Origin of the sequence: Paenibacillus sp. N3.4 (genome assembly GCF_008017805.1) — a bacterium.
GTDB lineage: Bacteria > Bacillota > Bacilli > Paenibacillales > NBRC-103111 > Paenibacillus_E.
The window spans coordinates 1-19,691 of sequence record NZ_VRTT01000009.1 but is presented as its reverse complement, the minus strand read 5'-3'; the positions used below and the strand labels follow the sequence as shown (position 1 = coordinate 19,691).

The following is a 19,691-nucleotide window of genomic DNA, read 5'->3' as shown; positions in this document are numbered from 1 at the left end:
TATAGTCTTATATCCTTAACAGCGGGAGTGATTCAAATGACAGGTGTCATTGCCGGTTTGGCTGTGTGTTTGTTCGTGTTCGTCATTCGAGAAACACTGATGCATGCAGGGGATGAAGATTTAGAAAACTATTGATGAGATTGAAGAACGAGAGGTTATCCATGTCAGAAAGTGAGCGCAGGACGTTGTTTGAATCCATGGGGGGAGAAGAGACGATTCGCCGAGTTGTGGAAGCTTTTTATCCTAAAGTACAGAAGCACCCTTCTCTGGCGCCCCTGTTCCCTTCGGATATTGAACCTGTTATGAATAAACAGTACTTATTTCTAAGCCAGTTCTTTGGTGGGCCATCCTTGTATTCAGATACGTATGGACACCCGATGATGAGAGCCAGGCATATGCCTTTTCCGATTACAATGGAACGCGCTAATGCATGGCTTGACTGTATGAAGGAAGCGATGATCGAAGTAGGTCTAGCGGACGACTTACGGGATTTCTTATTGGAAAGGCTGAAAGGCTCCGCCTATCACTTCGTGAATACACCGGAGAACGACTAGTCCTTATTTCCTATCTATTTTATATAAAAGGCGGGGCTTCATGATGGTTGAACCTTTATATGAGATTTCAATAACATGCACCTACTGTACCCAATCTTTCAAAACGATGAAGGTTCGTCCCAGCTTCAAGAAAGCGATCCAAACGGATGCTGACTTCTGTATTCACTACAAAGATGTCAACCCTAACTTCTATGTGGTGAGAATATGTCCGTTTTGTGGGTATGCTCATACCGAAAATTTTTCGCAGACCTGGAAACCAGCCCATAAAAGTATTTTTCAAGAAAAAGTGGCAGAAAACTGGACAATGCGTGATTATTGCGGTGAGCGGAATTGGGAGAGTACCGTTCAAACGTTTAAGCTGGCCTTACTGTGTGCACAAATTAAAGAAGAGTCATCACGTGTTGTTGCCGGACTTCTTCACCATTTGGCCTGGTTATATCGATCCTCAGGGGATTGGGAGCAAGAGAAGCGTTTCTTAGCTTTTGCTTTAGAAGCTTATATCCATGTGTTTGAAACGGAAGGCATGGATATTAATAACGCGAAGCTCATGTTCTTGATCGGGGAATTGAATCGTCGATTGAGCAACTATAATGAAGCTGTCAGATGGTTTTCGCGTATTATTAATGATCGTAAGATTATGGATGCGGGAATGATTAGGGCAAGTCGCGAGCAATGGGTTGCCACCCGCGAGGATATGCTGGCATCCCGCTTGGAATTACCAGATGAAATGAAGCAAGCTACATAATGCTTATAGCAATAATGAATGAACGCTTACCCTTCGGGATGAACTTGATCCTGAATTAGTAAGCGTTCATTTGTTTATCATCGTTAATGATATGGCTGTGAAAGGTATAGCGGTTTTTGCCGCTATGCTTGGAGGCGTAGAGCGCATGATCAGCTTTGGAAATGATAAGCGTAAGCTCACTCTGAGGTGAATCTGCGATAGAAATTCCAATTGATATAGTAATGGGCGATGGGTTTTCATTACTGGTCAGGAAGGCATCGGCGACAGCATTACATAATCGCCCAGCATAGACGGCTAGACGCAAGGGATCGATTTCTGTGCTAAGAAGAATAAACTCTTCCCCACCGTATCTAGCCAAATAATCCTGTTCATCGATATGACTACGCAGAACACTGCTGATCTCGCGGAGTAATTGGTCTCCTTCGAGATGTCCATATTGATCGTTGTACTGTTTGAAATTATCAATGTCGATCATCATGATCGCAACTTTGCGTTTGCGCAGCACATTACTTGCGATTGGCATGAAGCTGCGTAAATTGGGCAGCTTGGTTAACCCATCTTGATTGGCCTGAAGCTCTAATTGACGCTGCATGCGCCAGTTTTTGTTCTCATCGTTCACCATGACAATGATGACGATGAAGGTTGCAGACATGATGGCCAGCATAAATGTTTGATCGCCGGCATAGTGCCAGGATAGGCTGCTAGTGATAAGTCTGTGCGTAGATAAATCAAGAAGGAAGACAAACGAGCATATTTGTAGGCAATGACGAATAGGAATGTCCATGAAGCCGCTCCGGTACTCCTTATTATGAAAGATGGAGCTGAGAAGCGCAGGTCCGACAAGGTATTGCGCGATAATAACCCAACCATGGCTTTCGTGCAAGATGTAGCTGAAGACCGAAGGCAGCAGAGTGGAGAACAAAGCGATAGGAAGGCCATAGCGCAAGCCTGCCATAAAGATGGGCAAAGAGCGCAAATCAATCATACCCAGTGACGCTGGTAAGGGTTCGAGCATCATGATGATGCAGGCTAGTCCTGTAAGTAGTGGGGCAAGAAAAAGCTCGTAGCGATCAATTAACATTTTGCTACGAACTTTAATCGCGATGTAATTTAACGTAACTAATGTACATGCGCTTGTCAGAGGAACGAGATATTCATTCATAGGGCCTATTTCTACTCCTTGCGCCAGGAAACTACGATTAATTTTTTCTTATAGGGGTATCCGCTAATAAATAATCGATATCTGTGTCAACGAGAGTCAACTTACTATGACAGCAAGGGAACACGAGCAGCTTTTTTTTGCCTTCATGAATCGATTTCAGTTCGTGGATTTTAAGCGGCAGCAACACATTGGGGCTCTGGCAAAATGGACATTCGGCCACATAAATGTCCTTCATAATAATGTCATAAGGCCACGTATTAGCAAAAGGAATCACGGCTTATTTCGATTCGGGATCGCTGTTTTCCGAAGAGGAATTCTTCGCGAGCTCCGCTAGTTTTTGGAGTAAAATATGTTGTGGCATATGCATTAAATGTTCTAACGGCACCTTCAACTGTTCAGCTAATTTAACGGCAGTTTCTGGAGAAATTTGCAACGGTTTCATAATCGTAATTACACCATCCTGTTCGGATTTGTTCTTAGTGAACTACTGTTAATTGAATCATACTTTTTACCTAGAAGCAATGAGGAGATTAGGATCATTTGGTGATTTTAGGTCGTTTGTGATTTAATAAAAGAAGGAAAGGAAAGGTGATAGCGTTGCTAACATTACCTCTGAATCAAACATGGAATTTGGAAACTTTTTTTGCCGGCGGTAGCGAATCTCCTGCATTCGCAGCCTACCTAAGTGAATTACAAGCATCCATTCGTTCTTTTCAAGAGCAAGTGAGTCGGACATCTTCGCCGCAAAAGGCGGAAGAGACAGATGACTTAATCAAGCTGATCCAGTTGCTTCAGCACAATTTAAAACAGATTCACGAGGCTGATTCCTTTGTCGGATGTTTGTTAGCCGATAATCAGAAAGATAAGAAAGCGCCTGTTCTGGGCGGGCAAGTCAAAAGCCTATATGCCGAGCATTTGTCTTCTCTCACCCATTTTGATCAAGTGCTGACAGGAATTCCTGATGAGGTTTGGTCACAATTGTTGGAGAAAGAACCGTTCCAAGGAATCGCATTTCCCTTAAATGAACGCCGAGCGTTAGCCAAAGAGAAGCTTTCACCCGAACAGGAAGCCTTAATCAATGATTTGGCGGTTGATGGTTATCATGGTTGGAGTGATCTCTATAACACGACTGTGGGACAATTCCGTATGCCTATGGAGGTTGACGGTGAGCAGGTGGAACTGTCTGCGGGTCAAGCTTTTAATAAATTACATACAGAAAATCGTGAGGAACGATTAGCGATTTTTGAAAAGTGGGAACGTGCATGGGCCGACAAGGCTGACTACTGTGCGGAAGCGTTAAACCATTTGGCAGGATTTCGTCTCCAAGTGTATAAGTATCGAGGCTGGGAAACGGTTCATAAAGAACCTTTAGCCATGAACCGTATGGAAGAGAAAACGCTGAACGTGATGTGGGAAGTGATCGACCGCAATAAGGCGATTTTCGTTGACTATTTGAACCGTAAAGCGAAGCTGCTCGGTGTTGATAAATTGGCTTGGGTAGATGTGGATGCCCCATTGGGTGATACGGCTAAAAAGATTTCTTACGATGAAGGAGCCAGCCTCATTATCGATCAATTCAAACGCTTTAGTCCGAAGCTGGCCGCGTTTTCCGAACAGGCTTTTGAGAAGCGTTGGATCGAAGCTGAAGATCGCGCAGGCAAGAGGCCGGGTGGATTCTGCACATCATTCCCAGTGGCCGGTGAGACAAGGATCTTTATGACCTATGGAGGTACGCTTAATAACGTTTCTACGCTTGCTCATGAATTAGGTCATGGCTATCACCAGCATGTCATGAACGATATGCCGGCACTGTCACAGGAATACGCCATGAATGTAGCGGAGACAGCTTCTACGTTCGCTGAGATGATTGTTTCAGACGCCGTAGTGAAGAGTGCGGCTACGGACGAAGAGCGTATTGTTTTGTTGGAGGATAAAATCCAACGAGCTATCGCATTTTTCATGAATATTCATGCCCGTTTTATCTTTGAAACGAACTTCTACGCGGAACGTCGCCAAGGGTTAGTTAGCATAGAACGTTTGAATGAGCTCATGGTAGATGCTCAAAAAATAGCTTTCAAAGATTCATTAAGCAGCTACCATCCTTATTTTTGGGCAGCGAAGCTGCACTTTTATTCCACAGACGTTCCGTTCTATAATTTCCCTTACACCTTTGGTTATATGTTTAGTGCGGGAATTTATGCGAGAGCTGTCCAAGAAGGTGCTGCCTTCGAAGATAAATACATTTCGCTGCTTAGAGATACAGGCAGCATGAATGTCGAGGAATTGGCTGAGAAACATCTTGGCATCGATCTGACGCAGCCGGATTTCTGGCAGAGTGCAGTAGATATGGCTGCTCAAGATGTGAAACAATTCATGGAGTTAACGGCTTCAAAAGTTCAAGTATAAAAGAACAAGGGCTATCCCTCAGCATTTAATGCGGGATAGCCCTTGTTTGATTAAAACTACAACTTGAAAATCTGAATCGTTTGCTGCAGCTGAGTGACCACACGCGTCATTTCTTCAGCTTGGCTAACGATTCCTTGTACCGTAGCAATTTGTTCATTCATAGAAGCTGAAACTTCCTGAGTCCCTGCTGCAGATTCTTCCGTAATCGCCGAGATATTTTCCATAGCTGCCGCAATTTGCCCGGAACTCGCAAGCATCTGCTCGCTTTCATCAGCGAACCGGGTAATTTCTTCAGAGATAAAGCTAACGCTGCCAACAATCTCAGCAAAAACGATTTCGGTTTGATCGATAAGTACCGTTTGTTTCTTAACAACATCTTCGTTCACTTGGATGCTGCGTATGGCTTCTTGTATGCCTTGTTCAATGCTCTTCACGAATCCGAATACCTCACGCGTGAGCGATGTTGACTCTTCGGCCAGCTTGCGCACTTCCTGCGCGACAACCGCGAAACCGCGACCATGCTCACCTGCTCTTGCAGCTTCGATAGAGGCATTAAGGGATAACAGATTTGTTTGTTCTGCAATTTCCGAAATGGAACGAGTCACACTGCTAATTCCAGCAGCTTGCTTAGCCAGCATATCAATGGTTTCGGAAACTTGTTGCGTGACTTCTACATTGCGTTTCATACCGATGCCTTGACTTTCAACAGAGGTACGTCCTTTTTCTACGAGGGTCATCATTTGATCGGATCGATCTTTCATCTCTTTGGCGGAGCCCGCATAATTAACAATTTTCACTTCAATATCTTTGGAAGTAATGGAAACACCGGAAACTTCTTCGGATATTTGACCTGCACCTGAGGCTAATTCGTGAGCAGACACGCTTACTTGCTCAAGAACGGAGCGGAAATTCTCGTTCTTCACATAAATATCTCGACTAGTTTGAAAAACTTGCTTGGAAATTGAGCCGGTATCCCGAAGAATATCGCGCAGCTTATCAATCATTTTGTTAAACGATTGTCCAAGTTGTCCTAATGTATCGTCTGAGGTGATCGTTACTTTTTGAGAGAAGTCGCCTTTGGAAATATTGAGGGCAATTCTGGACAAATCTGCTACCGGCTCGGTCAGTTGATTTTCGAACCATCGAATAAAGGGGTAGCTCCCGGCTAGAACAACAACCAGGAAAATAATGCCAAGTAAGCGATTCCATTCTGTGGCGAAAGTAACAATCAACATGAATAAAGCATTTAATCCAATCAGCGCATAACAACCGAGCTGTAGTTTCTTTCTAAATGATAAGGTTGATAACTTGTCCAATCTGACCGACTCCTCCGCGATTTTTGTTTATTTGTGTAGGAATCTGAGTTGTATGAATGAAATTATATCATTGAAATTGGAAACATTCTACATCATTTCGACAAATATCGTTAACGCTTGGTGTGAAATTTGGGATTTTCCTGATTAATTTCATATATATTTCGCATAAATTGTGTGAATAGTGGGAAAAATCTGTTGAATTATGTAAAAACACTAGGTATAATAGGTCTACAGTCATATTAATTACATAATAAGTAAAATTATTAAAACATAAGGAGGAAAATAATGAATTTGGAACAAATGCCACTCACAAGACAAATCGATTTGGTGTTTAGGAAGATAAAAGAAGAATTATCTCATGTGAATTCCGGTACTGTTTTTGTACACATTCGTAACAACGAGATTGGTAAGTTTGGTATTAAGCATCTTCCGTTTGAAAGCAAAGACGGGGTATTGCCTGCAAAGGCAATCAAGGGTTTAACCGAAGTGCAGTACCAAACCTTTCGCCAGATGGCAATTGAATCTCTCAAATACAAAAAAAGTTGGACGCATGGAGAAATTTTATTTGATTTCACCATTCGGCAAAGTGTAGTGTCTGCGAGCATTAGTTTCGAGAGCAATTATAATATGGCCAATTTCGCAAGAACGAATTAGCACTCATACATGTATACGTTTGCAACCCTGGTCACTTAGTGGACTGGGGTTGTTTTGGTTTTTTGGTAGCATTATGGATTAGTTAGCAGAAGCCGTATCCTCGTGTTTAATGCCTAGGATATCTCTAAACAAAAAGTCCAAGGAGAAATTCCTTGGACTTTTTGTTCGTAGAGTAAGCTATGTGTCTGTACTTATTGATGATGATTCTACTGTCTGTTACCATGGTGCATTTGCGGCTGTCCTTGCTGTTGATGTCCCTGCCATCCACCTTGATGTCCTTGCCATTCTCCTTGATGCCCTTGCCATTCTCCTTGATGCCCTTGCCATCCACCCTGTTGGCCATGCCACTGTCCACCATGAACATGACCTCCCTGCCATGGACCACCATACGAACCCTGGTAGTACGGTTGAGGGTAATAGGGCTGACCAGGATAATAAACAGGATGATGATGCATATGCGGATGTTGATGCGGATGCGGATAATAAGGATTAGGTTGGTGCCCTTGGTAACTCATAGATCAGTCTCCTTCAAATTTGGATACCTCAACTTATGCAGACATGAAATAAATGGATGCTTGCCTGCTGTTAATTGGGCAATTGTAGGCATATAAGGGAGAATGGGCTGGGGCTGCCTTACCCTAATCTTGTTATATATGTTGAACGCTGGAGAGAACGCGTCCTTTTCCGTAGGGGATACACATCGGTGTTCCGAAGATAGGGTCCTGCGCGATGCGGCATTGCATATCAAACACATCCATCAGAAGCTGTTCATTCACGATGTCCTCGGGTCTCCCCTCCGCGTAAACAGTCCCATCCTTGATAGCCACGATATGATGGGCGTAGCGGCAAGCGAGGTTAATGTCATGCAGGACCATGACAATGGTTCTTTGCTCGTTCTCATTCAACTCGAATAGTAAGTCGAGCACTTCGATTTGATGCGTTAAATCTAGATAAGTGGTAGGCTCATCCAGCAAAATGGTTTGCGTATCTTGCGCCAATGTCATGGCAATCCAGGCTCGCTGACGTTGACCGCCGGATAAGGAATCCACTGTGCGATCCGAGAAGGGGAGCATGTCCGTGAGTCGGAGAGCGCTTTGCACGTTGTTTTCATCTTCAGCGGACCACTGCTGCAGCCAGCTTTGATAGGGGTAACGGCCTTGCTTGACAAGCTGCAGGACAGTTAACCCTTCTGGCGCTGAGGGACCTTGTGGCAGAATTGCCATGCGACGAGCAACTTCTTTCGTGGATAGCTTGGCAATCTCGGCATTATCCAAGAGAATGGCTCCGGATTTAGGCTTCAACAGTCGAGCAAGCGAGCGTAGAAGTGTCGATTTACCGCAGCCATTGCTGCCAATGAATACGGTAATTTTCCCTTTAGGAACTTGTAAGTTCAAGCTTTGGAAGATTGTGCTTTCCCCGTATGTTAATTGAAGCGATTGAGCTTCAAGTGCCGAATCCCTATTCATAAGTCTATTCTCCTTTTATGTAAACCGGGAATGTTAACCACGATTTCTACTGCGATACAACACATAGATGAAAATCGGTGCGCCAATGGCGGCCGTGAACACACCGGCTGGAATATCATGGGGTTTGAAAAATGACCGTCCTACGAGGTCAGCCAGTAATAAAAGCAGTGAGCCTGTTAAAGCAGATACAGGAACAAGGGCACCGAAGCTAGGGCCAACCAACCTGCGAGATAGATGCGGAGCCATGAGTCCAATGAAATTGATTGCACCGCCGAAAGCGACGGCGACACCGGCAAGCGCAACGCTCAGCATGATCAGAAAGAAACGTTGAAGCTGAACGCGGCTTCCTGCACTGCTGGCAATGTCTTCGCCTAGCGATTGTATGGTTACGTGTCTAGCGAATAAGAAAGCGGTCGGAATGAGGAGACCTACCCAAGGCAGTAAAGGGTAAACCGCTTTTTGCCAGGAGACGCCGTAAATACTGCCTGTCATAAAAGTAAGAGATTGGTTCGCCAGAATAATGGGGCCGGATAACATCAATAAGTAAGAGATGGAGCTCATCGCAGCGGTGAATCCAGTCCCAATCAGAACGAGCCGAAGTGGCGTGATGCCATTTTTCCATGAGAGGGAATAGACGAGCAGCGTAGCGACGAAAGCCCCGATGATGGCGGCAACCGGCAGCCAATGAATACTTAGTTTATCCGAAAAAAAGAAGAAGAACGAAACAGCCCCTAGCGTAGCGCCACCCGTTGTTCCGATTGTATCCGGAGAAGTCAGCGGATTGCGGACGATACCTTGCAGAATAGCGCCAGATACTCCGAGCGATGCTCCAATAAGCACAGCGACAATGACTCTCGGAAGCCGTAAAGAGCGAACAATCATATTATTTGGATCGGTTCCATAACCGAAGAGAGCTCGAATCACTTCCAACGGTTTGATATAAATGCTGCCAATTCCTGTACTTAAAATCATCGTAATTAAGACAGCAATCAAGAGAAGAAGCGTAACCACGATTGATTTTTTGCTTATGAGAAAAGAGAAGCCTTTGCTTCTGATGGTTAGATAACGGTTGATCTGACTCATTTCAGCAGTCCCCCTTTGCGCGCGATATAAATGAAGAAGGGAACCCCGAGAATGGCGGTTGTTACACCGACAGGAACCTCTTTTGGCATGACGATAAACCTAGCCGCAATGTCAGCACCGACAAGGAGAATGCCCCCGAGAACAGCGCTATACGGAATGACCCAGCGATAATCGATGCCTACCAGAAAGCGGACGATATGCGGGACGATCAGACCTACGAAGACAATAGGCCCGGCCACGGCGACTGAGCCACCCGCCAGGATAACAATGACCAAAGCTGCTAGAAATTTAATATAGACTGTACGTTGTCCTAATCCCTTGGCGACATCTTCTCCCATTGAGAGTACGTTAATGTGTGTGGATAGAAGCACGGCTCCGAGACATGCGAGCAGCATATAAGGATAAACGGCTTGGAGCATTGGCATTGTACGCCCCTCTATCGATCCTACCAACCAGTAGAGAACTTGGTCGAAGGCTTTTCCGTTTCCAAGCAAAATGCCTTGTGTCAGCGATGCAAAGAAAGCGGTCATGGCAGATCCGGCTAAAGTAATTTTCATGGGCGTTAAGCCATCACGGCCTAAGGAGCCAAGCGCATATACGAGGATAGAGCTCACGGCAGCGCCTAAAAAAGCGATCCATGTAAACTGTGTAAGGCTGGAAACTTGAAAAAATCCAACAGACAATACGATGGCGAATGCAGCACCTGAATTAATGCCGAAAATACTGGGTGAAGCAAGTGGGTTGCGAGTGATGGCTTGCATAAGCGCCCCGGCAACAGCTAGGCTGCCCCCTACAAGCGCAGCTATTAATGCCCTTGGAATACGCACCGTTTGAATGATAATGGATTCATTGCTGCTCTGGTTAGCTTGAAAGGATTGGATAATATGATCCCATGTAAATTGATGAAGACCAAACATGACACTGCCGAGCATGAGCAGGACGAGGCAACAGACAGCTGCGAGTAGTCCGATACTCTTATAAGTATGATAGTGGCGTTCTCTACTTGTACGATTCATGACTGAATGCCTGCTTCCTTAAGGAGTTGCTTTTTATATTTTAATAAGTTCGGTTAGCGAATGTCAACGAATATGATAATCATTATCAATATAATTGACGAATGGCTAATTATCAAGTAAGATATCAAAGGTAATGATAATCATTATCACTAAATAGACATCACGGAGGGACCAATTATTATGGTAGGAAAGCGTAATTTGAAGCAAGGTAAAGCTTGGGCTTTAGTTGCTATGATGTTAATTTTATCTGTAGTTTTAGCAGCCTGTGGGGAGAAGCCAAGCGCACAACCTTCAGTTTCTGCGGCACCTAAGGAGTCTGCTAAGGCGGAGAGCCCGCGAACGATAAAACATATTATGGGAGAGACTGTTGTACCTGCAAAGCCGGCACGAGTGGTTATTTTGACGAACGAAGGAACGGAAGCTCTTCTTGCTCTGGGTGTTAAGCCTGTCGGAGCCGTTGAGTCCTACTATGGAAGCCCTTGGTTTGATCATATTAAAGCCGATATGCAAGGTGTCACTACGGTTGGTGGAGAAGCTCAACCGAATCTCGAGCTGATCGCCTCTCTGAAGCCGGATTTAATAATTGGGAACAAAATGCGCCATGAGAAAATTTATGATCAGTTGAAAGCCATTGCTCCAACTGTTTACTCCGAAACATTGCGTGGAGAGTGGAAAAGCAATTTCAAATTGTATGCGGAAGCGTTGAACAAAAAAGCAGAAGGCGATCAAGTGATTGCTGCATTCGATAAACGAATTGATGATTTCAAAAGTAAAGCAGGCGACAAGCTGAAGGAAAAAGTAGCCGTTGTTCGTTTCATGGGTGGGAAAACACGCTACTATTATGGCAATATGTTCAGCGGCGTTATTTTCCAGCAAATCGGTATTCCGCGTTCGGATGCCAAAAGTGATGAGAAGTCGTTCGAAGACATTACGAAGGAGCGTCTGACGGAGTTGGATGCTGCGGATAAAGTATTCTACTTTACCTATGAACTCGGAGATGGCAAAGGGGTTAAGCAGGAGCAAGAATGGATGAATGATCCGCTCTGGAAAAACCTGAAGGTTGTCAAAGAAAACAAACTTGTGAAAGTAAACGATGCGACATGGAATACGGCAGGCGGCGTGAAAGCAGCTAATCTTATGCTCGATGATATGTACAAAATATATGATGTGAAGCCTTAATCCATCCATATCGAGGCAAAAAGGACTGCTTACCTTAAAGCGGTCCTTTTTAAATTTTCTCATTTCTCCGCGGGGATTCTGGAATGAAAAAAAGGACTTCTTTTTAGTAGCAAGCTACTTAAAAGAGAGCCCATTTGCTTAAGTATAGGAAAAGCTGTTATCTGCTGAATTTATTACCAGCAAGCTGCTGTTCAGCAATTTGAACGAGACGACGTGTGATGTGACCTCCGATTGCGCCCGTATCACGGGAAGCCATGTAGCCGTAGTAACCATCTTGAGGAATTTGGATGCCTAATTCTTGAGCAACTTCATACTTCAATTGGTCTAGTGCTTGCGTAGCTTGTGGAACAACTAAGGAGTTACTGCTGCGAGATTGTCCTGTAGCCATCTGTTATCACCTCCAGTAATAGGTAGTATAATCGCTTTTGGAAATTCTACTCATGGATTTAATTGGAAATTTTATCTAGGTTGAAAACACGAAAGCATGTTTGCTCAGTCTTTGTTATAATGATTAAATCGATCATTGGGAAAACGGAGGCGGGAATCATGTTTGATGTATCCGTAACAGGCTGGTCCTTAGATAAAGATTTGCAAATTATTCAAGCAGACGTACATATGGCAGTGGACGACAGCCTTATTATTGAAGAGCCGCTATGTGTTGATGTAGGTCTTCCGGCATTTTTATATAGCGCGCTGCATGATACAGAGCCGAATCGTTTTGCGCCAGCGAACCAGTGGGAGCGTATGCCTTTTTTTGTTTGCGGATGCGGAGATCCCGAATGCAGAGGATTTTCATTCGTGGTGCGTCATCTGGCCGATGAGCGGGTGGAGCTCCAATCCGTGGAGGAACGTACGAATGGCACTTATCGCGAGTTGGAAACACATATTATTTCGAGCAGGGAATATGGTAAGCAGGTTTTAGCGATAGGTGATACCTATCTTCAATATATCAAGGGTTTAGACTATAGACCTTATTTTGCAGATACGGTCAAAGTTGTCGAAGAACTCGTGAACCAATTACATCAACAATTACGGAGTGAATGAGATGGCAGCAGTGAAGTTTTATGTGGTTTGGGTAGGACATCAACCTGGGATTTATCGTACATGGGCAGATTGTCAGGCACAGACAAAAGGATTTCCACAAGCGAGATTCAAGTCCTATGAATCAGAGGCAGAGGCACGGCAAGCTTTAGAAAAGGGATGGCAAAAGTCGCTAAACTTCGCTGGTAAAGGAAGTGCACAGACCGGGTCAACAGGCAAAGCGGCTATTGCGGCAAACCCTCCAGAGGTTGATTATGATAGCATTTCCGTTGATGTAGGCTGCTCTGGCAATCCTGGTATTGTGGAGTATAAAGGCGTCGATACGAAGACGGGTGAGATTATTTTCTATCAGGGTCCGATTTCGAAAGGGACAAACAATTTAGGCGAGTTCTTAGCCATTGTTCATGGTTTGGCCTATTTGCAGAGGCAAGGGAGCAACAAAACGATTTATACCGATTCGGTCACGGCATTAAGCTGGATTCGTAAGAAAGAGGTTTCGACGAATTTGGTGCGGGATGCTTCAACGGAAGAAATTTGGACTTTGGTGGACCGCGCACTGAAATGGCTCAAAACCAACACGTATACGAACAAAATTGTAAAATGGGATACGCGGAAATGGGGAGAAATCAAGGCTGATTTCGGACGCAAATAAACGGAGGTCGAAATTTGTAAAAAAATATTGACGGGTAAGCCCTCAAATGCTATTATACAAATTAATTCCTAGTAGATAACTCGGCATAATAATCCGACATAGATTAATGGAATTGGAGATTGCATTTGATCGGGAGGGTAACCATGAAAAGAACAAGAGTAATCGGTTTATTTATTATTTTAGCCTTAGTAGGAAGCTTGCTTGCAGCTTGCGGACAAAAGGGGAGCAGCACTTCATCTCCGGCTCCGGCTGAGAGTGCGAAAGCGGCAGAATCAGCAAAACCTGCAGATGCAGCTAAGCCATCAGATTTGAACGGAAAGAAAATTGCGCTCGTCATGCAATTCAATACAGGAACTTTTCTTCTCAATATGTAGAAGGTGTTAAAGAGCAAGTAGAAAAGCTTGGCGGTAAAGTGACGGTATTCGTTGCAGATACGGACTTAGCCAAAATGGCTTCCAATCTAGATGCGGCGATCAACCAAAAGTTTGACGGTATCCTGATTGATCACGGTACTGCTGAAGCTTTGGAAGCAGGCGTGAAAAAGGCGTTGGAAAAGAAAATTCCAGTCGTTAGCTTTGATTCCATCTTAACCGTACCTGGTGTAACATCTCTGGAGCAGGGTGACCAGAAGATGGCTGAATCCACGTTGGAACAGCTTGCAAAAGATGCTGGCGGCAAAGGAAACATCGTGAAAGTATGGGTAGCCGGTTTTGCGCCAATGGAGCGCAGACAGCTTGCTTATCAAGCCTTCCAAAAGAAATATCCGGATATTAAAGAAGTTGCTTCTTTCGGAACAGCGAAAGATCCGGCATTGGATACACAAACACAAATGGAAGCTATCTTGAAGAAATATCCAAACAAAGGCGATATTACAGCTGTATGGACGGCTTGGGATGAGTTCGCTAAAGGCGCAGCTCGTGCGATTCAACAAGCAGGTCGTACAGAAATTAAAGTATATGGGATCGATTTAAGTGACGAGGATTTGCAATTGCTGCAAGATCCTAAAAGCCCATGGGTAGCATCAGCTGCTGTTGATCCGAAAGATATCGGACGCGTTCAAGTGCGTTATCTGTATCAGAAGCTGCATGGCGATCAAACGCCTGAGAAAGTTATCCTTGATCCTGTTTATGTATCCAGAGATCAATTGCCGAAGGACAAGCAAATTAACACAACTCAGCTTAGTGAGTTCGTTAAAGGTTGGGGCGGCAGTCAACAGGGCTACACCGACTGGTTAAAAGCGGCAGAAAAAAAATAAGGTTGAACATGGAGTCCCATCGGCGGTAAGCGATGGGACTTTCAGATTGGGGAGAGGTGACAACAGATGTCGGTAGACAACGCTTCTTTGCTTTATATGCAGGGCATCTCCAAATCGTTTCCCGGTGTAAAAGCTTTGCAGGAGGTAGATTTTGACCTTCAGTCCGGAGAAATTCATGCGCTTCTTGGGGCTAACGGAGCTGGGAAAAGCACGTTGATGAAAATTGTGTCAGGGGCATACACCAGCGATGAAGGGCACATATCGATGGATGGCAAGCAGTTCCAGATTCAGACGCCTAAAGAGGCAATGGATCAAGGGATTTACTGTGTATATCAAGAGGTAGATACAGCGCTCGTACCTGAGCTTACCGTGACGGAGAATGTCATGATCGACAAGATGGTACAAGGTGACGCTTGGGTTAGTTGGAGAAAGCTTCATCGTGAAGCCGAAGCTATACTAGCCAAGATCGGCGCAACCTTCTCTGTGCGCAGTAAGGTTGATGAGTTGAGTATTTCACAGAAGCAGCTAGTGCTTATTGCCAGAGCAATGGCGCACAAAGCGAAGATCATTATCTTCGACGAGCCTACGGCACCGCTGAGTTTGGAAGAGTCCGAAAGACTGTTCCAGATTATGGACAGCTTGAAGCAAGAAGGAGTGGGGATTATCTTCATCTCCCACAGACTTCAAGAGGTGTTCCGCGTCTGCGACCGGATCACCGTTATGCGCGACGGCCGCCATGTGCTCACGCAGGCGGCCGCGAGCTTGGACATCGCCGGGGTCATTGAGGCGATGTTGGGTAAAACCTTCACCGAGGAGTTCCCCAAAGCCGATGTTGTCATCGGCGAAAAGCTCCTCGAGGTGAAGGAGCTGCGCCGCGGCACCAAGGTGCGCGGCGTGAGCTTCACCCTCCGCCGAGGCGAAATTCTCGGCGTCGTGGGGTTGGTCGGCGCCGGTAAAACCGAGCTCAGCCGACTGATCTTTGGCGCCGACGTCGCGGACGGCGGCGAGGTCTGGCTCGGCGAGCGCAAGCTGTCGCTGCGCCAGCCTGAGGATGCCGTGAAGGCCGGCATCGCGCTTGTTCCTGAGGAGCGCCGCAAGCAAGGCGTCCTCGTGGAGGAGACAGTGAAGCGTAATTTATCGCTTCCGATATTGCGCAAGCTGAGCTCGCTCGGATTTGTGAAGCGCGGCGCGGAGAGCGCGCATGCGGCGAAGATGGTGGAACAGCTTGGCGTGCAGCCAAGAGACCCGGATCGCACCGTTAAGCACCTTAGCGGCGGCAATCAACAGAAGGTAGCTGTAGGGAAATGGCTGCCGACGAATGCGGACGTCTATATGTTTGACGAACCGACCAAAGGGGTTGATGTTGGCGCGAAGAGCGACATTTTCCGTTTGATTGGTGAGTTAGCCACAGAAGGCAAAGGTATTATTTATTTATCTTGCGAATTAAATGAAATTATTGGAATAGCCGATCGTATTTTGGTGATGAGCTATGGTTCTGTGGTGAAGGAGCTTTCCCGCTCGGAAGCGACGCAGGATCTGATATTGACCTATGCGAGCGCGGGGGAGGCACACTAGCATGAGAGAAAAGAGCTTGGATTTTTCATTTAAATACGGCGCTTTGTTCGTGATTGCGTTAGTATTTGTGGTGTTTTCGATTATTAATGAGAACTTCATGACGTATGATAACATCGCAGACATCCTGCGTTCCATTTCGATAGTGATGTTTGTGGCTATTGGGGTCACGCTGTCGCAAATTGTGGATGGGTTCGACTTATCGGTAGGCTCTACGGTTTCATTAGCCACAGTGGCATCGGCGGCAATGATGGTTTGGTACCAGCAACCGCTTATTCTGGTTATTTTGGTTCCACTTGCAATTGGAGCCATTATCGGTCTTTTAAATGCGTTCCTGATTGTGAAGGTCCGGATTCCCGATTTGTTGGCAACGTTAGCTGTGATGTACATCATCGGTGGGGTTCAAAAGACTTACACCAAAGGCTTTTCCATCTACAACAATATGAGATTTCAAGATAATACTGTAGCTAAAGGAAAGTTTACGCCCGAGTTTTTATGGATTGGACAAGGCAAGCTATGGGGCATTCCCGTTCCTGTCATTCTCATGATTGTCGCGGTAATTGCGGTTCATGTGTTTTTAACTTATACACGTTGGGGTCGGCAGCTTTATATTACAGGAGGCAATCGTGAAGCCGCACGACTTTCAGGCATTTCGGTGAACAAAATTCGCCTTGCAGCCTATGTGCTGTCTGGCATTTTTGCGGCGTGCGGCGGGATTCTTTATGCATCTCGTGTAGGATCTGGACAGATTGATGCAGGAGCTCCGCTCCTTATGGAAGCTGTCGCATCGGTTTTCGTAGGCTACTCGGTGCTAGGTGCGGGTAAACCGAATGTGATAGGGACTTTTTTCGGCGCTGTATTAATTGGAGTGCTGTTGAATGGCCTTACGATGCTGAATGTCCCTTATTTTGGCTTCGATATTGTCAAAGGCGGGGTACTAGTGCTTGCTCTGGCCATTACTTTCGTTCATTTGAATCGACGTAAAGCATAGAATTTAAAGACTATGTTGTTGGCTTTACAATTCCGCATGAAACCGCTATGTTGGCGGTCTTTCATGTGGTTTTTTTGTAAGTAGAAACTATCGTTGTCATTACATTGACGCGGGAACACACTAAAGGAAGAAAAATCGCAAAAAGTATGGTATGATAGACTCACTTTACAAAAAGATTCGAAATTTAGGAGGAATAGAGTATGGCTAGTCCAAAACAACGTAGTGACATGATTAAAAAAGGATTCGACCGCGCTCCACATCGCAGCTTGTTGCGTGCAGCCGGCGTTAAAGAGGAAGATTTCGGCAAACCGTTTATTGCGGTCTGTAACTCCTATATAGACATTATTCCGGGCCATGTTCATTTGCAAGAATTCGGTAAGCTAGTGAAGGAGGCAATCCGCGAAGCGGGCGGCGTTCCTTTCGAATTCAACACAATCGGTGTCGACGATGGTATTGCCATGGGCCATATCGGTATGCGTTATTCGCTGCCAAGCCGTGAAATCATCGCGGATTCCTTGGAAACGGTTGTTAATGCTCACTGGTTCGATGGTCTTATTTGTATTCCTAACTGTGATAAAATTACCCCGGGCATGATCATGGGCGCTCTTCGCGTTAACATCCCAACGATGTTAGTGAGCGGTGGACCGATGAAAGCCGGTAAAGATAAAAACGGTAAATCCATCTCCTTGTCTTCCGTTTTTGAAGGCGTAGGCGCATTCCAAGCAGGCAAGCTGGATGAAGCAGGTCTGGAAGAGCTAGAACAATATGGTTGTCCGACTTGCGGATCTTGCTCAGGTATGTTCACAGCGAATTCAATGAACTGTTTGGCAGAAGGCTTAGGTCTGGCTATGCCAGGTAACGGTACGATTCTTGCCGTAGCTGAAGAGCGTAAGCAATTCGTTAAAGATTGTGCGAAACAATTGATGGTTCTGATCGAAAAAGACATTAAACCTCGTGATATCGTTACGATCGAAGCGATCGACAATGCGTTTGCTCTCGATATGGCGATGGGCGGATCCACGAACACGGTTCTTCACACTTTGGCTATCGCGGCTGAAGCAGGAATTGAATACCCAATCGCTCGTATTAACGAAGTGGCTGAACGTGTTCCTCATCTTGCCAAAATCGCACCTGCTTCCGATTATCACATCGAAGACGTGCATTTGGCTGGTGGCGTGAGCGCAATTATTAATGAATTGCTCAAAAAACCAGGCGCATTCGATGGCGATCGTATGACAGTAACCGCAAAAACGCTGCGTGAAAACGTTGCGGGCTGCGAGATTGTTAATCATGACGTGCTTCGTCCGATTACGAACCCGCATAGTGAAAGAGGCGGACTGGCTGTTCTGTTCGGTAATCTTGCCCCAGAAGGCAGTATCGTTAAAGTCGGCGCGGTTGATAAATCAGTTGGCGGTCGTCACGTAGGACCGGCAATTTGCTTCGATTCCCAAGACGAAGCGCTGTACGGCATTGCCAATGGCAAAGTTAAAGAAGGCCACGTCGTTGTTATTCGTTATGAAGGCCCTAAGGGTGGACCGGGTATGCCGGAAATGCTGGCCCCTACTTCCCAAATCGTCGGTATGGGACTTGGCGCTAAGGTTGCTCTGATCACAGACGGACGTTTCTCCGGCGCTTCCCGTGGTATCTCTATCGGTCACATGTCTCCGGAAGCGGCTGAGGGCGGACCTCTTGCTTTCGTTCACGACGGCGATATTATCGATGTCGATATGGATGGACGCAAAATCGAATTGCAAATCAGCGATGAAGAGTTTGCGAAACGTCGCGAAACTTGGACAGAGTTCCAACCGAAAATCCAAACTGGATATTTGGCGCGTTATACCAAAATGGTAACGAATGCAAGTGCAGGAGCCATTCTGAAGTTCTAATTGAAGGTATCTTGGGCCTTGCTCACAGCAGCTGCTATGCACTGTTGATGAGCAAGGCTTTTTTGCCATCTATAGAAAGTATAAGTTTTGAGGTAGAGTTTGGGCGTACAGTCTTTCTTACGCACCTGAATTCATTTTTATTTTAGTTAACTTATCCATATAAGTTGAATTAATGAATCCCGTATGCCTGAGGAATAGCTAGAGCATACATTGTTCAGTAGAGGGTACAACGAAAAGGAAATTCCTGCAATCGTGCAGGCTTTTTTAATCGAGATGGCTTATTCATGAGGAATTCCTGCAAAAGTGCAGGAATTCGCACGGATTATGGACCCAACTCAAACGGGAGCGGAGAAAACATGTCGATTCGCATGAATGTAATCACGCGAATCGATGCGGAGAAGAAAAGATGTACAATTGCAGTAATTTTTATCATTTTCTTCACAATCCTTGCTTTGGAATAAATCCTTTCCATTGCAACGAAAACCATTAGTTCAACATATATAGACCATTGTTTAACACAACGGTTCGGACGGCAGCTGTAAGGCCTAAATCATGCTTACAGGAGGCCGGGGCGCGGGCAGAGAAGCCGTTCTGTAAGCACGGAAACCATCTTACAAGTGGAACCAAAATAACCAGAATAAGCGGTTGCTGGTACCAAACCATCATTGCCGCCGATGCCACTGTGGCTAATGAAACCGTAGAGCCTACCGATA

At 45.5% G+C, this 19,691-nt stretch carries 20 protein-coding genes and 2 pseudogenes; 13 read left to right on the top strand and 9 right to left on the bottom strand.

The window, feature by feature from the left end:
- The first annotated feature begins 161 nt into the window (after positions 1 to 161).
- Entirely contained in the window at positions 162 to 554 is a 393-nt protein-coding gene (locus FU659_RS06810; protein WP_147946866.1) for a globin domain-containing protein, read from the top strand.
- 40 nt (positions 555 to 594) lie between these two features.
- Entirely contained in the window at positions 595 to 1,299 is a 705-nt protein-coding gene (locus FU659_RS06805; RefSeq protein WP_187273960.1) for a DUF2225 domain-containing protein, read from the top strand.
- 55 nt (positions 1,300 to 1,354) lie between these two features.
- On the opposite strand, the gene FU659_RS06800 is transcribed toward FU659_RS06805, so the two are convergent.
- Genes FU659_RS06800 through FU659_RS06790 form a run of 3 tightly spaced genes read right to left on the bottom strand, consistent with a single transcriptional unit; the run spans position 1,355 to position 2,903 of the window.
- The gene (locus FU659_RS06800) at positions 1,355 to 2,461 is read right to left on the bottom strand and encodes a GGDEF domain-containing protein (RefSeq protein WP_147946865.1); all 1,107 of its coding nucleotides are present in this window, start codon (positions 2,459 to 2,461) and stop codon (positions 1,355 to 1,357) included.
- Between the two features lie 37 nt (positions 2,462 to 2,498).
- Positions 2,499 to 2,735 carry a hypothetical protein gene (locus FU659_RS06795; RefSeq protein WP_147946864.1) on the bottom strand — a complete coding sequence of 79 codons (237 nt, stop codon included), beginning with the start codon at positions 2,733 to 2,735 and terminating at the stop codon, positions 2,499 to 2,501.
- Between the two features lie 3 nt (positions 2,736 to 2,738).
- Positions 2,739 to 2,903, bottom strand: coding sequence for a YycC family protein (locus FU659_RS06790; protein ID WP_147946863.1), 165 nt, complete (start codon positions 2,901 to 2,903; stop codon positions 2,739 to 2,741).
- Positions 2,904 to 3,058: 155 nt separating this feature from the next.
- On the opposite strand from FU659_RS06790, the gene FU659_RS06785 reads away from it, so the two are divergent.
- Entirely contained in the window at positions 3,059 to 4,867 is a 1,809-nt protein-coding gene (locus FU659_RS06785; protein ID WP_147946862.1) for a M3 family oligoendopeptidase, read from the top strand.
- 56 nt (positions 4,868 to 4,923) lie between these two features.
- On the opposite strand, the gene FU659_RS06780 is transcribed toward FU659_RS06785, so the two are convergent.
- Positions 4,924 to 6,183, bottom strand: coding sequence for a methyl-accepting chemotaxis protein (locus tag FU659_RS06780; RefSeq protein WP_147946861.1), 1,260 nt, complete (start codon positions 6,181 to 6,183; stop codon positions 4,924 to 4,926).
- Positions 6,184 to 6,468: 285 nt separating this feature from the next.
- Between FU659_RS06780 and FU659_RS06775 the strand changes: the two genes are divergently transcribed.
- Both FU659_RS06775 and FU659_RS06770 read left to right on the top strand, forming a co-directional pair.
- A complete protein-coding gene (locus FU659_RS06775) occupies positions 6,469 to 6,837 on the top strand; it encodes an O-methyltransferase (RefSeq protein ID WP_147946860.1) in 369 nt (122 codons plus the stop codon).
- A 109-nt stretch (positions 6,838 to 6,946) separates the two neighbouring features.
- A complete protein-coding gene (locus tag FU659_RS06770; RefSeq protein WP_187273959.1) occupies positions 6,947 to 7,330 on the top strand; it encodes a hypothetical protein in 384 nt (127 codons plus the stop codon).
- Between the two features lie 154 nt (positions 7,331 to 7,484).
- Here the strand turns inward: FU659_RS06770 and FU659_RS06765 are convergent, their stop codons facing one another.
- From FU659_RS06765 to FU659_RS06755, 3 genes are read right to left on the bottom strand one after another with little or no spacing between them, the layout of a single operon-like run.
- Entirely contained in the window at positions 7,485 to 8,303 is an 819-nt protein-coding gene (locus FU659_RS06765; RefSeq protein WP_147946858.1) for an ABC transporter ATP-binding protein, read from the bottom strand.
- 33 nt (positions 8,304 to 8,336) lie between these two features.
- On the bottom strand, positions 8,337 to 9,386 hold the full coding sequence (locus tag FU659_RS06760; RefSeq protein WP_147946857.1) for a FecCD family ABC transporter permease: 1,050 nt from the start codon (positions 9,384 to 9,386) through the stop codon (positions 8,337 to 8,339).
- The gene (locus tag FU659_RS06755; protein WP_147946856.1) at positions 9,383 to 10,402 is read right to left on the bottom strand and encodes a FecCD family ABC transporter permease; all 1,020 of its coding nucleotides are present in this window, start codon (positions 10,400 to 10,402) and stop codon (positions 9,383 to 9,385) included. Before FU659_RS06755 ends, FU659_RS06760 begins: the two co-directional genes overlap by 4 nt.
- Before the next feature lie 180 nt (positions 10,403 to 10,582).
- Between FU659_RS06755 and FU659_RS06750 the strand changes: the two genes are divergently transcribed.
- A complete protein-coding gene (locus FU659_RS06750) occupies positions 10,583 to 11,581 on the top strand; it encodes an ABC transporter substrate-binding protein (protein WP_147946855.1) in 999 nt (332 codons plus the stop codon).
- Between the two features lie 157 nt (positions 11,582 to 11,738).
- On the opposite strand, the gene FU659_RS06745 is transcribed toward FU659_RS06750, so the two are convergent.
- Positions 11,739 to 11,969 carry an alpha/beta-type small acid-soluble spore protein gene (locus FU659_RS06745; RefSeq protein WP_147946854.1) on the bottom strand — a complete coding sequence of 77 codons (231 nt, stop codon included), beginning with the start codon at positions 11,967 to 11,969 and terminating at the stop codon, positions 11,739 to 11,741.
- Positions 11,970 to 12,088: 119 nt separating this feature from the next.
- On the opposite strand from FU659_RS06745, the gene FU659_RS06740 reads away from it, so the two are divergent.
- The 7 genes and pseudogenes from FU659_RS06740 to FU659_RS36260 all read left to right on the top strand — a co-directional run bounded on the left by FU659_RS06740 (position 12,089) and on the right by FU659_RS36260 (position 19,439).
- Entirely contained in the window at positions 12,089 to 12,625 is a 537-nt protein-coding gene (locus FU659_RS06740; RefSeq protein WP_261807658.1) for a hypothetical protein, read from the top strand.
- 1 nt (position 12,626) lies between these two features.
- The gene (gene rnhA, locus FU659_RS06735; protein WP_147946852.1) at positions 12,627 to 13,274 is read left to right on the top strand and encodes a ribonuclease H; all 648 of its coding nucleotides are present in this window, start codon (positions 12,627 to 12,629) and stop codon (positions 13,272 to 13,274) included.
- A 143-nt stretch (positions 13,275 to 13,417) separates the two neighbouring features.
- Positions 13,418 to 14,529: pseudogene (locus tag FU659_RS06730) on the top strand (sugar ABC transporter substrate-binding protein).
- Positions 14,530 to 14,595: 66 nt separating this feature from the next.
- A complete protein-coding gene (locus FU659_RS06725; protein WP_147946851.1) occupies positions 14,596 to 16,104 on the top strand; it encodes a sugar ABC transporter ATP-binding protein in 1,509 nt (502 codons plus the stop codon).
- Between the two features lies 1 nt (position 16,105).
- Positions 16,106 to 17,092, top strand: coding sequence for an ABC transporter permease (locus FU659_RS06720; protein WP_147946850.1), 987 nt, complete (start codon positions 16,106 to 16,108; stop codon positions 17,090 to 17,092).
- Positions 17,093 to 17,292: 200 nt separating this feature from the next.
- A complete protein-coding gene (gene ilvD, locus FU659_RS06715; RefSeq protein ID WP_147946849.1) occupies positions 17,293 to 18,978 on the top strand; it encodes a dihydroxy-acid dehydratase in 1,686 nt (561 codons plus the stop codon).
- A gap of 284 nt (positions 18,979 to 19,262) precedes the next feature.
- A complete protein-coding gene (locus FU659_RS36260) occupies positions 19,263 to 19,439 on the top strand; it encodes a hypothetical protein (protein WP_222708493.1) in 177 nt (58 codons plus the stop codon).
- Between the two features lie 25 nt (positions 19,440 to 19,464).
- On the opposite strand, the pseudogene FU659_RS06710 reads toward FU659_RS36260, so the two are convergent.
- Positions 19,465 to 19,691: pseudogene (locus tag FU659_RS06710) on the bottom strand (hypothetical protein); the annotation flags it as partial.